11 protein-coding genes are annotated in these 13,811 nt (G+C 47.9%); 3 read left to right on the forward strand and 8 right to left on the reverse strand.

Annotated elements, in window-relative coordinates; translation table 11 throughout:
- The first annotated feature begins 38 nt into the window (after positions 1 to 38).
- Positions 39 to 698 (forward strand): alpha/beta hydrolase, encoded by a 660-nt coding sequence (locus A28LD_RS11655; RefSeq protein WP_007421277.1) that lies wholly within the window; start codon positions 39 to 41, stop codon positions 696 to 698.
- Between the two features lie 65 nt (positions 699 to 763).
- Positions 764 to 2,827, forward strand: a complete 2,064-nt coding sequence (locus A28LD_RS11660; protein WP_007421278.1) for an alpha/beta hydrolase family protein — start codon at positions 764 to 766, stop codon at positions 2,825 to 2,827.
- A gap of 11 nt (positions 2,828 to 2,838) precedes the next feature.
- Here the strand turns inward: A28LD_RS11660 and A28LD_RS11665 are convergent, their stop codons facing one another.
- From A28LD_RS11665 to purE, 7 genes are all read right to left on the reverse strand, one after another.
- The gene (locus tag A28LD_RS11665; protein WP_007421279.1) at positions 2,839 to 4,080 is read right to left on the reverse strand and encodes a phosphopentomutase; all 1,242 of its coding nucleotides are present in this window, start codon (positions 4,078 to 4,080) and stop codon (positions 2,839 to 2,841) included.
- Positions 4,081 to 4,090: 10 nt separating this feature from the next.
- Positions 4,091 to 5,419 carry a thymidine phosphorylase gene (deoA, locus tag A28LD_RS11670; protein ID WP_007421280.1) on the reverse strand — a complete coding sequence of 443 codons (1,329 nt, stop codon included), beginning with the start codon at positions 5,417 to 5,419 and terminating at the stop codon, positions 4,091 to 4,093.
- Position 5,420: 1 nt separating this feature from the next.
- Entirely contained in the window at positions 5,421 to 6,275 is an 855-nt protein-coding gene (gene deoC / locus A28LD_RS11675; RefSeq protein WP_007421281.1) for a deoxyribose-phosphate aldolase, read from the reverse strand.
- A gap of 4 nt (positions 6,276 to 6,279) precedes the next feature.
- The gene (gene cdd / locus A28LD_RS11680) at positions 6,280 to 6,705 is read right to left on the reverse strand and encodes a cytidine deaminase (RefSeq protein WP_007421282.1); all 426 of its coding nucleotides are present in this window, start codon (positions 6,703 to 6,705) and stop codon (positions 6,280 to 6,282) included.
- A gap of 140 nt (positions 6,706 to 6,845) precedes the next feature.
- Positions 6,846 to 8,414: a glycerol kinase GlpK gene (glpK, locus tag A28LD_RS11685; protein ID WP_007421283.1), complete on the reverse strand. Its 1,569-nt coding sequence runs from the start codon at positions 8,412 to 8,414 to the stop codon at positions 6,846 to 6,848.
- 25 nt (positions 8,415 to 8,439) lie between these two features.
- Positions 8,440 to 9,540, reverse strand: coding sequence for an ATP-grasp domain-containing protein (locus A28LD_RS11690; protein ID WP_007421284.1), 1,101 nt, complete (start codon positions 9,538 to 9,540; stop codon positions 8,440 to 8,442).
- The gene (gene purE, locus A28LD_RS11695) at positions 9,537 to 10,028 is read right to left on the reverse strand and encodes a 5-(carboxyamino)imidazole ribonucleotide mutase (protein WP_007421285.1); all 492 of its coding nucleotides are present in this window, start codon (positions 10,026 to 10,028) and stop codon (positions 9,537 to 9,539) included. Before purE ends, A28LD_RS11690 begins: the two co-directional genes overlap by 4 nt.
- Before the next feature lie 206 nt (positions 10,029 to 10,234).
- Between purE and A28LD_RS11700 the strand changes: the two genes are divergently transcribed.
- Positions 10,235 to 12,652, forward strand: a complete 2,418-nt coding sequence (locus A28LD_RS11700; protein WP_007421286.1) for a S46 family peptidase — start codon at positions 10,235 to 10,237, stop codon at positions 12,650 to 12,652.
- Here A28LD_RS11700 and dinB read toward each other — a convergent pair.
- The gene (dinB, locus tag A28LD_RS11705) at positions 12,600 to 13,676 is read right to left on the reverse strand and encodes a DNA polymerase IV (protein WP_007421287.1); all 1,077 of its coding nucleotides are present in this window, start codon (positions 13,674 to 13,676) and stop codon (positions 12,600 to 12,602) included. The two genes, A28LD_RS11700 and dinB, sit on opposite strands and share 53 nt — an antisense overlap.
- Positions 13,677 to 13,811 lie beyond the last annotated feature (135 nt).

Below are 13,811 nucleotides of genomic sequence, written 5' to 3' on the forward strand. Positions count from 1 at the left end.
CAAAAATATTTCAAGTATTGCAAGACATAGGATTGAGAATGAGTTTATTACCTTGTGTAGAAGTTGAACCAAAGCAATCAGCTAATGCCGCTATAATTTGGCTTCACGGGCTTGGCGCGGATGGCCACGATTTTGAACCGATAGTGCCACACATCAAGTTTGCCGAAGGCGTTCATGCACGTTTTGTTTTCCCTCATGCGCCAAAAATACCGGTAACTATTAATGGTGGCATGCAAATGCCGGCTTGGTACGATATCTTAGAGATGTCTATTGAACGAAGCGTTGATGAAAAACAATTACGAAATTCCGCTGCTCAAACGATAGCTTTCATCGAGCGCGAAATTGAACGTGGTATTCCGGCTGAACGTATTGTGCTAGCGGGTTTTTCACAAGGTGGTGCGGTTGCTTATGAAGCGGCGCTGAGCTTCAACAAAAAGCTTGCGGGAGTAATGTGCTTTTCCACCTACTTAGCTACTCAGGGTTCTGTAGAATTGAGTGAAGCACAGAAAACTACGCCATTTTTGGTGCAACATGGTAGCCAAGATCCGGTTGTACCAATGCAATTAGGTGAGCAAGCAAATGCTTGGTTGCAAACGCGTGGATACGCCGTAATGTACCAAACTTACCCAATGGCTCACCAGGTGTGTGCTGAACAGCTACAAGATATTAGTAAGTTCCTACAACGCGTGTTGCTCTAGTAGTTGGCTTAGCTATCTAGCGGCAACACGCTGAAATTGAATAAAAATAATAGAGGAATCAGAGTATGCGATCACGCTCCATATTGAATTCAATGCTAATGTTGGCGTTGTTATTAACGGTTGGGTTTAGCACCGCTCTTGCTCAAGAGCAAAGCAATCGCCAACCCTTCGCCGCAGAAGATATCTTTGCTCTTGAATATGCCAATGATGTACAAGTGAGCCCAAATGGTGAACACATTGTATATGTGCGCCATAGCAACGATATCATGCAAGATTCTACTCGCCGCAGCTTGTGGTTAGTAAACGTGAAAAGTGGCGAACAAACACCACTGTTCGCCGATGAGTATCAACATAGCAGCCCCCGTTGGTCGCCCGATAGTAAACGTATCGCGTTTGTTTCTAATCAATCCGGTAGCAACCAAATTCATGTTCATTGGCTGGCAGAGAATAAAACCGCACGGGTTTCAGATCTGCGCAGTGGGCCTGGTAACTTAACGTGGTCGCCAAACGGCAAGCATTTAGCTTTTAGCATGGAAGTGCTTGCTCCAGTAACTGATTTTGCCCGCAGTGTATATCGGCCTAAGCGGCCAGAAGGCGCGCGCTGGTCTGAACCTGCGATTATCTCTGAGCGCGCGTATTACCAAGCTGATGGCCGTGGCTTTTTAGAAAGTGCTTACCGGCATATTTTTGTGGTGAGCTCGGAGGGTGGTGCCGCTCGCCAACTTACTTCTGGTGATTACAACCATGGGGGTACGCTTGCTTGGCTTCCCGATAGCACTGCCATTGTATTTTCGGCAAACCGCCGCGATGATTGGGAATACCGAGGGTTAGAAGCAAACCTATATCAAGTAGAAGTGGCCGATGGCCGTTTAACTGAACTTACCAACGAGAGTGGCCGGCAAACTAGCCCAGCGTTTTCTCCTGATGGTCGCAGTTTGGTGTTTTTGCACAGCTCAGGTGAACGTAAGCCTTACCGGAATGCGAAGTTACGGGTAATGAATTGGCGCAATAAAGAAGTAACTGAATTATTAACTGATTTTGATCGTTCGGTTGAATCGCCAGCGTGGCTTAATGGCAACACTATCGTGTTTCAATATGCAGATCGTGGCCAACTTAAGCTCGCGCGAGTATCAGCGCGTGGTGGCAGAATCAGCGATTTAACCAGCGATGTTGGCACTGGTAGCAATGGCCGGCCTTATTTGGGCGGTATGTTCAGCGCCTCTGGCGATGGTGTTGTTGCATTTACGCACGGCAACGCGCATCAGCTCGGCAACGTGGGTGTTTGGCAAGGCGGCAACGCACAAGTGCTTACCCGCTTAAACGAAGATTTATTTAGCCAACGCGAACTAGGTGAAGTGCACGAAATCACCTATAACTCGAGCATTGATAACACGGAAATTCACGGCTGGTACATTACTCCACCGGGCTTTGACCCAGAAAAAGAATATCCGCTATTAGTAGAAATTCATGGTGGCCCACACTTAGCGTATGGCCCATATTTCGCTGCCGAGTTGCAGCGTTATGCCGCGGCAGGATATGTAGTTTTCTACAATAATTACCGTGGTAGTAGCTCTTATGGCAAAGATTTTGCCATGTTGCTCGATGGTAAATATTCATCGCCGGACGATTTTGCTGATCACATGTCGGGTGTTGATGCCATGATCGCAAAAGGCTTTATTGATGAGCAAAACTTGTTTATCACCGGCGGCTCAGCAGGGGGTATCGCTACTGCTTATGCTGTGGGTTTAACCGATAGATTCAATGCAGCGGTAGCTACTAACCCTGTAATTAACTGGGTATCGAAAGTGCTTACAGCTGATAGTTATTTGGGCCAAATTGCCAATCAATTCCCTGGTATGCCTTGGGAAGAGCACGAGCATTATTGGCAGCGTTCACCGCTTTCTTTAGTAGGGAATGTAACCACGCCCACGTTGATGTTTGTGGGTGAAAGTGATCGGCGCACGCCATTATCGGATAGCCAGCAGTTCTATCAGGCACTTAAACTTCAGGGCGTTGATACGGCACTTGTGCGTGTGCCAGGCGCTTACCATGGTGTATCGGGTAGGCCTTCACGCATGATCATGAAAATTGAGCATGCCTTGGCGTGGTTTGAGCAATACAAAAAATAAAGAATAGGCCGCTACTGGCGTGGTAAGAAGCTTTTACCATAGTCAGTAGCCGGCAAACCTAAGTGGCTAGCAATGCTTTGGCCGATATCGGCAAAGCTTGTGCGCCGGCCTATGTTGCCGCCACTCTTAGGTATGGTTAAATCAGGCCCAAAGCAAATTACGGGGATATATTCCCGAGTGTGATCGCTTCCGGGCCAAGTTGGATCACAGCCGTGATCAGCCGCAATAAACACTCGATCGCCAGGCTTTAAGGCCGCAATTAATTCCGGTAGGCGTTTATCAAAATCTTCTAGCGCTTTCGCATAACCGGGTACATTTCTGCGGTGGCCATACTCCATATCAAAATCGACGAAATTTGGAAAAATAATGCTCTGCGCTGGCGCTGTTGCAATGGCATCAAGTGTGGCATCAAAAATCGCATTGTTGCCACTGGCTTTTACTTTTTGAGTAATACCTTGGTGCGCATAAATATCGGCAATTTTGCCAATACTAATTACTTCGCCGCCAGCTTCCACCAATTTATCGAGCACCGTTGGTGCAGGGGGTAATACTGAATAATCGCGGCGATTCGGCGTGCGCTTGAAGTTTTCGGCATTGCTACCAGAAAACGGCCTAGCAATCACGCGGCCTACTCGCAAACCATGGGCATCAAGTTTTTTGCGTGCCAATTCGCACAGTGCTAATAAAGGCTCTAGCCCAAAGGTTTCTTCGTGCGCCGCTATTTGCAACACACTATCTGCAGAGGTGTAAAAAATCGGCTTGCCAGTGGCCATGTGCTCATTGCCAAGGCTGGCAATGATTTCGGTACCCGAGGCATGGCAATCACCCAAAATACCCGGTAAATCGGCTTCCTGAATGATTTCACTGATGAAATCAGCAGGGAACGTGGGCACTGTAGGAGGAAAATAGTGCCAATCGAATAACACGGGCACACCGGCTATTTCCCAATGGCCGCTGGGAGTATCTTTACCGCGGCTTTGTTCTTGCGCGTAACCATATAAAGCTTGGCATGGGCCATTAAAAGCAAAGCCAGCGGGGCGTTCACCACCGCTTTCTTCCGCTAACAACCCCAAACCAAGTTTTTCTAGGTTTGGTAACGTTAATGGCCCTTGCCGTTCTACATTTGCTTTACCTGCCGCGCAGGCCTCGGCGATATGCCCAAATGTATTGGCACCTACATCACCAAAATCCTCGGCATCGGCGGAAGCGCCAACACCAAAGGAATCAAGCATGAGAATAATTGCACGAGCCATAAGTTACTCCTTACACATCATCTGCTGTAAGTGTCTCATAAACTACCGGATCTAGCTCAGGCAAAGTTTCGCTTAAGCCAATCGAAGCTTTCAACTCTACTGCTGCAGCTGCAGCGCTTACTTCATCGCGCGCATGAATCATAGCCAGCGGGCGGTTGTTATCCACAAAGGTACCAATAGGTGCAAGCTCGCTTAACCCTACTGCATGATCAATAGCATCCGCTGGGTTGGTGCGCCCACCGCCTAGGCTTACTACCACTAAACCGAGATCTCGTGTGGCAACTTCAGCTACATAACCGGGCATATCAGCATAAACCGGCATAATTACTGGTGCTTTCGGTAAATAACCTTGCCAGTTTTCTAAGAAATCGGCTGGGCCGCCGAGTGCGTGAACCATTTTGCCGAAAATTTCAGCCGCCCGGCCGGAATCTAGGGCATCGTTTAATTTCGCCGCAGCTTCTTCTTTGCTTGCTGCAATGCCGCTGAGCAACAACATTTGTATTGCTAATGTCATGGTTACTTGATGCAAGCGCGGGTTCCGGCGCACACCCGTTAAATACTCAATCGCCTCGCGCATTTCAGTAGCGTTGCCGGCGGTATCACCAAGTGCTTCGTTCATATCAGTAATAGTAGCTGATGTGCGCACGCCCGCACCATTTGCTACCGCAACAATACTGCTTGCCAGCGCGCGTGAATCTTCTAGGCTCGTCATAAACGCGCCGTTGCCAGTTTTCACATCCATTGCTAACGCTTCAAGCCCAGCTGAGAGCTTCTTAGAAAGAATGGAAGCGGTAATTAACGGAATGGAATCTACCGTAGCGGTTACATCGCGAATACTATAAAAGCGTTTATCCGCTGGCGCTAAATCGGCAGTTTGGCCAATAATGGCAACCCCAATTTCTTTTACAATACGCTGAAAATCAGCAAGCTCTGGTTGAATGTTGTAACCTGGAATACTTTCGAATTTATCCAGCGTACCGCCAGTGTGGCCCAAGCCACGGCCGGCAATCATCGGCACGTATCCGCCACACGCCGCTACCATTGGGCCGAGCATTAGGCTTACAGAATCGCTTACACCACCGGTTGAATGTTTATCAACAATGGGGCCACCGAGATTAAAGGCATCCCAGTTCAATACGGTGCCCGAATTCATCATTTCTTCAGTGAGCGCAACCCGCTCAGGCATAGCCATACCGTTAAAATAAATCGACATCGCAAATGCGGCTACTTGGCCATCGGTTACGCTTCCGTTGGAAATACCTTTCACAAAAAAGGCGATTTGCTCGCGGGTAAGGGTTTTACCATCACGTTTTGCTTTAATAATCTCTTGTGGCAACATCTCAGTATCCTCCTGATGCCGTGTGTTCTTGGCCACCTTCCAAGGTGGCCACTAAGTTCGCGCGTACCGAGCTTGCTCCTAAACGAAAGCGGCTCGGCTGAATACTTGCTTTACCCAGCACGTTTTCTGCAGCGTGCATGTAAACTAGGGCATCATCTAAATTGCGAATGCCACCGGCTGGCTTAAAGCCTATCGCATGGGTAGCGTGCGCTGCACTTTTGTTTGCGCGCTGCTGTTCAATATGTGCCTGAATCACCGAAATCATAATTTCAGCGGCTGCTGGGGTAGCATTTTCAGCTACTTTGCCGGTAGATGTCTTTATAAAATCTGCGCCACCGGCAATAGCTATCTCGCTTGCCTGTTGAATAAGCTCGGGTGTTTTAAGCTCGCCAGTTTCAATGATTACTTTTAACTGCGCGTGGTGCCCACACTCGGCCTTGCAGGCCTGCACCAATAACAAAGGTGTTTTGCTATCACCAGCAATGAGCGCTCGGTAGGGCAGAACCACATCTACCTCATCGGCACCATAAGCAATTGCCGCGCGAGTTTCTTTCACCGCGATATCAATATCATCATTACCGTGCGGGAAATTAGTTACTGTGGCTAGGCGCACCGAATATAAATCCTGTTCATCCAGTAGCTTACGGGCAAGTGGCAAAAACCGCGGGAAAATACATAAAGCAGCCACATGAATACGCTCGCCATTCGCACTACGCCAACTCGCATTGTTTACCAAGGCGGCAATATCATCTGCACTTTCTTGATCAGTAAGGCTGGTTAAATCAAGCAGTGAAAACGCCTTGGCTGCTGCCTCTCTTGTGCTATCTGCCGCGGGCGTAGGTTTGGAATCGTTCATGCCGTTATTCCTTGCTAGCTAATACATGTTCAGGGCCAAATGAATTTGGTAGTAGTTCGTGAAAAGCGATCACAGCCCTCACACCCTCTGGGCCGCAGATATGAACCGTGGTGTTGGCGTGAGCAAACTCGCGAATGCGTTGGCGGCAACCGCCACATGGAGAAACTAAACCATCGCCGTTGCCAATAACGTAAATTTCATCAATTTGGGTTACACCGGCCATTACCATGGCAGCAATTGCACTAGTTTCGGCGCAATTACCTTCAGGGTAAGAGGCATTCTCTACGTTACAACCACTAAAAATTTCGCCATTTGGGCCAGCTATAGCGGCGCCAACCGGAAACTTTGAATAGGGCGCGTAGGCCTTTGCTTGAGCCGCTTTTACGGCGGTTAACATTTGCGTTTCTGATAAAGCCTTGGTTGAACTCATTTATGCTACTACCATGTTGTTGAAACACTGAGCTAAAACACTTCATTAGTAAACGTGTTCTAGTGCCATTATGGGTTGCTGCGCCGCAATTCAATTTACTTTTCGGACCAGCAACCATTGTTTTAAAAAGGGCAGTTATCTTACCTGACTTTCTCCACTGCTGCTAACCAACGTTCATACTGTTGCTGGCGCTCTGCCTTTGTGCTTTGCGGGCTAAATGTTCCCTTGCTACCGCACAGTTTGGCCAAATCATTCAGTGAACTAAACATGCCTACCTCCAGCCCGGCTAAGAAAGCCGCGCCGCGCACACTAATTTCAGCTGTATCGGCTCTCACTACTGAATGTCCGGTTATATCGGCGAGCGCCTGCATAAACCAGCCATTGTCGGTCATACCGCCATCTACTTTTATGGTATCGATTGTTTGCCCATCAGCCACCATCGCTTTCAATAAATCGCGTGTTTGCAGTGCCACACTTCGAAGCGCTGCCGCGGCGAGTTGTTTCTTGCCTGTATCTCTAGTCATACCAAAAATTGCGGCGCGCGCATTCGGATCCCAATAGGGCGCGCCAAGGCCAGTAAAAGCAGGTATTAATATCTCACTTTGCTGGCTATCAACGCCCTCTGCCAATTGCTCCGTTTCTGCGGCGCTCTGGATAATGCCTAGCTTATCGCGGAGCCATTGCACAATAGCGCCAGCCATAAAAATGCTGCCTTCAAGTGCATAAGTTGGCTTGCCATCGATTTGGTAACCTAAAGTACTCAATAAACGGTGTTCTGAGCTTACGGGTTTATCCCCCGTGTTTACTAGGGCAAAGCAACCTGTTCCGTAAGTGCTTTTTATTTGGCCGGGCTCAATACAGGCTTGGCCCACAAGTGCACCTTGTTGATCGCCTATCATGGCGCCGATGGGTATTCCGGAATCATTGTTGTTGGCAAGGGTTTGCGGTGCAAACTGCATAGGTGCGCCTTGGCGGAAAAGTTCAGAATTGGCTATGCCAAAAGCGCTGGAATTATCACGAATTTCTGGCAGCATTGCCGAGGGTATAGCAAAGATTTCGCATAACTCAGTATCCCATTCGCGCGTGCGTAAATTCATTAGCAATGTTCGCGAAGCATTGGTGGCATCGGTTGCATGCACTTGCCCGCCACTTAAATGCCAAAGCAAAAAACTATCGATAGTGCCAAACGCCAGCTCACCCGCCTCAGCTTTTTGTCGAGCCCCTTTTACGTGGTCAAGAATCCAAGCAATTTTGGTAGCAGAAAAATAAGGGTCGAGTAGTAAACCGGTGCGTTCTCGCACCAGGGATTCTAAACCTTTATCGCGGAGTTCCTGACAACGAGCGGCGGTGCGTCGATCTTGCCAAACAATAGCACGGTATATTGGTTTTCCGCTGGCCTTGTCCCAAACAACGGTAGTTTCTCGCTGGTTAGTAATTCCGAGCACAGCAATATCATTGGTTTGTATTCCTGCATCTTTGATAGCTTGGCGGCAGGCAAGTAACGTAGTTTCCCAAATATCACTAGGGTCATGTTCAACTTGGCCGTTGGCTGGAAAATATTGTGGAAATTCACTTTGGCCGCGGCCTTGTGCGCGCAACTGGGCATTGTAAATCATGGCGCGGCTTGAAGTGGTGCCTTGATCGATAGCCAAGATATATTGGCGCTGAAGCTTGGCGGCATTGCCGCCAGCAGAAGCAAAAGTACTCATAGTAAACTCCCGAGAGGTCAGGCGATTACGATAGCACTTGTAGTGAAGGTGTCCAGTGTTCGCATAAGGCTTGTGCACCTGAGCGCGAAGAAATATTTACGTTAACATGGCCAACTTTTCGGCCTGGCCGTGAATCTTTGCCATACCAAAATGCTTGCACACGTGCATCTTGCCATAGCTCTGTGGGAATTTGAGTACAGCCGATTGCGTTTAACATAAGTGTAGGTTGAACCGCTAATTCTGGAAACGGCATGTTAGTGAGGCTGCGAATATGCAAATCAAACTGGCTAGCGTTGCAACCCGTTAAAGACCAATGGCCAGAGTTGTGCACCCGTGGTGCAATTTCGTTTACTAAAAGTTCGGCAGCATCGCCTTCACCTACAACGAAGAATTCGATAGCTAAGGTTCCCACATAACCAAGGTGTTCGGTTATACGGCGAAATGCTTCTTCTGCGGTGGCTTGCAAGCGTTCATCTACCGCTTCAAAGCCGGCAAAGGTGTGGCTTAAAATGCCATTTCTATGCACGTTTTCCACTAGCGGATAACAAAGAATTCGGCCATCTTTGGCGCGTGCACCAACAATGGAAACTTCTTTGTTAAATGGAATCATTGCCTCAATAATACCTGGCTGCACACCCGCGGAATGAGTTAGTGCCTCGGCTTCTGCGGCAGCCGAAGCGCTTTTCGGATCCCAACGCCATTGGCTTTTACCATCATAACCACCAAATGCAGCTTTAATCACCACAGCTTCTTGCCAGTTTTGCAGGGCTTGGCGAAATTCATCGGCATTTTGAAATGATTGCCATGGCGAAGTTGGAATGCGTAAATCATCACACATCTTTTTTTCAAGTTGACGATGGGTGAGCGGACGAATTTTATCAGCATCGGTGAGTAGCTTATTGGCAGCTAGCGCAACATGCTCCGGGTCGAGTTGCTCGTGTTCCCAACTTACAACATCGGCCCAATGCATGGCTTCTTCGATGCTTAAACTCAGTGCAACGTGGGCACCTGCTGGCATTACTGTGTTTGTGCGGGTGTTTACCAATAAACATTCATGGCCAAGTTGAATACTGCTTTGTGCGAGCATTTGCCCAAGCTGGCCATTACCGAGTATCAGGAGCTTCATGAATCAAGTTCCAATTTACTATTGGCAATAACAGATTCCCGTTGCTTGCTTCTAAATTGACGAATCTTATTTTGTACTTCGGTATCAGTGGTGCCAATTACTTGTGCGGCAAGCAAACCTGCGTTCGCAGCACCGGCTTCGCCCACAGCTAAAGTACCCACGGCAACGCCCTTTGGCATTTGCACAATGGATAACAGGCTATCAAGGCCTTTTAATTGTTTGCTGGCAACTGGTACACCAAACACTGGAAGACAGGTGAAAGCGGCTAACATGCCAGGTAGATGCGCCGCGCCGCCGGCTCCAGCTATTACAACCCGAGTTCCGTTTTGTTCTGCTTCTTCCATAGTGGTTGCCAGTAAATCTGGTGTTCGGTGTGCAGAAACTACACGCGCTTCCCAACTTACACCGAAATCTTCTAACATGCGGGCAGCTGCCTGCATTGTAGGCCAATCAGAGGTTGATCCCATTAAGATAAGCACAGTGGCCATTTACAGCTCCTGCTATTCTTCGCGAATAGGTAAATATGAGGGTTGTATTTCATGAAAGCCGCGGATTATAGCAGAAAAGTGGTTACTTCGCATACGTTTAATCGTTAAACTAATGGAAGATCAACAACAGCGTTATGAAAAAGGTCTAAACTTATAATAATTGCGTAACCACCGATATTCACATTTATGGAAAAGTGAGAACAGCGTTGAGCAAACTGCATCATCATGGATGGCCAAAGCGGTTGTGGAATTACCTACACAACGGTGATGTTAAGGCATTAAAATTCCAAATTAAAACTTCATTCGCATGTGTTTTCCTTTGCACAGCATTCTTTACTGGCGCCCAAGCATCGGAAGGGCTTTGGCTACCAGAACAACAACCTGATTGGCCAACCCAGCCACATGCTTCCGCGGTGTTAAAAGTAGGTGGCTGTACAGGTACTTTTGTATCTCCAGATGGGTTAGTGCTTACTAATCACCACTGTATTCTAGATCTGCTGCAATATCGTTCTACCCTTGAAAACAACTACTTAACTATGGGCTTTTTGGCCATCAACCGTAATTTAGAATTACTCGCACCACCCGATTTTATCGTAGCGCAAACATTGCAGCGTATCGATGTGACCAGCCAGGTTTTACAGGGAGTGAACGAACGTATCACCGGCAGTGCGCGGTTTAATTTGATTGCCAATAATCGCAACGACATTCTGCGCCGCTGCGAAGATGGCATTAATATTAGTTGTCGAGTAGTAGAACACTATGATGGCCTAGGATATTTGTTGGTTCGTGATCAAAATTTTCCCCAGATTAAATTAGTTTGGGCACCGCCTGCAAATGTTGGGCATTTTGGCGGCCTAGAAGATAACTGGCAGTGGCCTCGGCATAGCGCTGATTTGGCATTGTTGCGCGTTTATAATGCCGATGGCTCGGCATACGAACCAAGCCACTGGCTACCGCTCTCACCTGCAGCGCCCGCTGATGGCGAACCGGTTTATGTAGCTGGGTTCCCGGGCACTACTCAGCGTTACCGTTTGCTACAAGAAGCTGATATGGCGTTTGCTGAGTTCTATCCGAATCTGGTTCTTTATTCGGAACGTTGGATGGCTATTATTGAAACGGCAATGCAGAATAATCCGGGTATCGCGCTGCGCTATATTCCTAACTTGGTAAGGCAAGGTAATCGCTTGCAAAATATTATAGGAATGCTGGGTGCGGTGGAAAAATATGATGCACGTAGTTTATTACTTGAACAAGAACAGGAACTACGTGATTGGGTAGCTGCAACTCCAGATAATGAGCGGTTCACCACGGCCATAGCGCAAACTGAAAGTGCGCTTGAATTCCGCCAAACTACCTTGCAACGGCAACTGTGGTGGAATTTCTTCCAAGAGCTGCAATTGCCATTAGTAGCCCAGCGGCTCTATCGATTGGCGGAAGAATCTGGGCGTGCAGAAGAACGCCGTACTCGAGGCTTTCAAGCGCAACAAGTACCTGCGATTCGTTCACAGTTAATTAGCCAAGTGCGGCAATTTGCTCCGGAAGTAGAGATAAAGCTTTTGGTAGAGCTTTTAGTGCTTTATCAGGAGCTACCGGAAACTCAGAGGATTCCATTTATTGAAACCTTTTTTGAGTTAAATAATAGCTCGAGCCCTGAAACTATTACTGCTCGGGTGGAAGAAATATATGCAAATAGTAAACTTGGTGATCCTGCTGTTGTGGAAACGTTGATGAGTACCTCGTTAAGTGATTTCCGCCGCTACAATGATCCATGGATTCAGTTTGCCGTGAATTCTGCGGAGCAACGGTTACAATGGGATTTGCAAGAACGCGAACTGCGTGGTTTAGAGCAACAAGGGCGCTCGGTGTTAATGGACGCTTTTCGCCGCCAAGCTCGTTCTCAAGGTAAGCGGTTGCCTGATAATGCCAACCGAACATTTCGGTTAAGCGCAGGTTATGTGGCCGCAGAACAAGAGCCTTCAGCGCTGCAAAATGAGCCTTCAGCTGCAGAACAAGAGCCTTCAGCGCTGCAAAATGAGCCTTCAGCTGCAGAACAAGAGCCTTCAGCGCTCGAAAATGAGCCCTCAGCTGCAGAACAAGAGCTCTCAGCGCTAGAGAAAGAGCCTTCAGCGCTGGAAAATGAGCCCTCTGAGCACCATAAAGCCCCTCCAGCACGCACCACGTTACAATCGTTGCTGGCTATTGCAGGCACTGAAGAACGTTATGAGTTGCCGTTCAACATGCACGCTGCAGTAGCCGTACATGGTGCTGGCTGTTTAGCTGAAAGCGCAGAGCAACTAACCTTGAATTTCCTATCAACCGCTGATGGAACCGGTGGTAGTTCCGGCAGCCCCACAGTAAATAACCGCGGTGAGCTTATCGGTTTGGTGTTCGATTCCACCACCGATGCTATTTTAAGTGATTGGCATTTCGATGATTCTCGGCACCGTATGATACACGCCGATGTTAGGTATATTTTGTGGTTGTTAAGATATGTATATCAAGCGCATGAGCTAATGGCTGAGCTGGGCTTTAAAGAAGATGAAAATGGTTGCAGTTTAAATGACCAGCCTATTATTCCAAGGCCAGCTCGAGCTGGCGATTTTCATCAGGATCCGGCAGAGTAAAGCCGATACCAATAAGCCGCACAGGCCGGTTTTTGGCGCGTGGCCAAGCCTCGGAAAGTAGTTGATAATACAAAGATGGCGAAACACGGTTGCTTACTCTAGTTACCGTAGTTTGATTGAAATCATTGAACTTCAATTTCAGGGTTTGCCCTTTAGCATGCAAATCTTGCCAGCGTTGCCCACCTGCTCGGCGTTGCAATGAAGGCAGCAAAGTATTTTCCAAAAATCGCTCAGCATCTTTAATTTGCTTGAAATCTCGATGCAGTGTTTCTTCAACACTAATCTGCTTTCGTAAGCGAGTGGTTTGCACTGGCCGATCATCAACACCCAAGCACCGTTGAAATAACAGCATGCCAGAATGTTCACCCAGCAGGCGCTGAAGTTTCACCGGATCGGCAGTTTGGATATCACGCACCAACCGAAACCCGGCGGCATTTAAGCGTTCTTGGCTTTTTGGTCCCACGCCCGGAATGCGCTTTAACGGCAAGTTGGCTAAATACTGAATAACCTGCTCTGGCGGCACTACGAATTGGCCATCAGGCTTAAGCTCTTCAGAAGCAATTTTGGCCACCATTTTTTGGCAGGAAATACCAGCTGAAGCAGAAACACCTAATTCGCGTAGTTCACTTCGAATAGCTTCTAGCGTTAAGCTTGCGCTACCGTGGTAGCTTTGGTTTTCAGTAAGATCGATATAGAATTCATCAATTGAAGCGGGCTCAATTTTATCGGTATAGCGTAATAGTATGCTTTGAACTTGTTTCGACATCGCTTTGTAACTTGCCATATCGGGTTTTACGAACACTAAATCGGGGCATAATCGGCGCGCTTGATGCCCCGGCATTGCGCTACGAACTCCAAATTTTCTGGCAAGATAATTTGCGGTTGCAACCACACCGCGCTCGCCTCCACCGCCAACAGCAAAAGGCCTATGAGCAAGTTTGGGCTCTTTGAGTACCTCTACGGCAGCAAAAAAGGCATCAAGATCTAGGAGCGCTATTTTTCGGTTGCTGGAATGATTTGACAAAGGATGCTCATTAATCGAATTAGGCTGATCAAAAAATGATTTTTTTAATCTAAATCAGTTTTATTGCGTATATACCTAGGTACACTTAATCTGCTGAAAGTGTACCACAGCGAAGAAAATCAGCGCACTGCAAAG

The sequence above is a fragment of the Idiomarina sp. A28L genome (genome assembly GCF_000218785.1).
Lineage (GTDB): Bacteria > Pseudomonadota > Gammaproteobacteria > Enterobacterales > Alteromonadaceae > Aliidiomarina.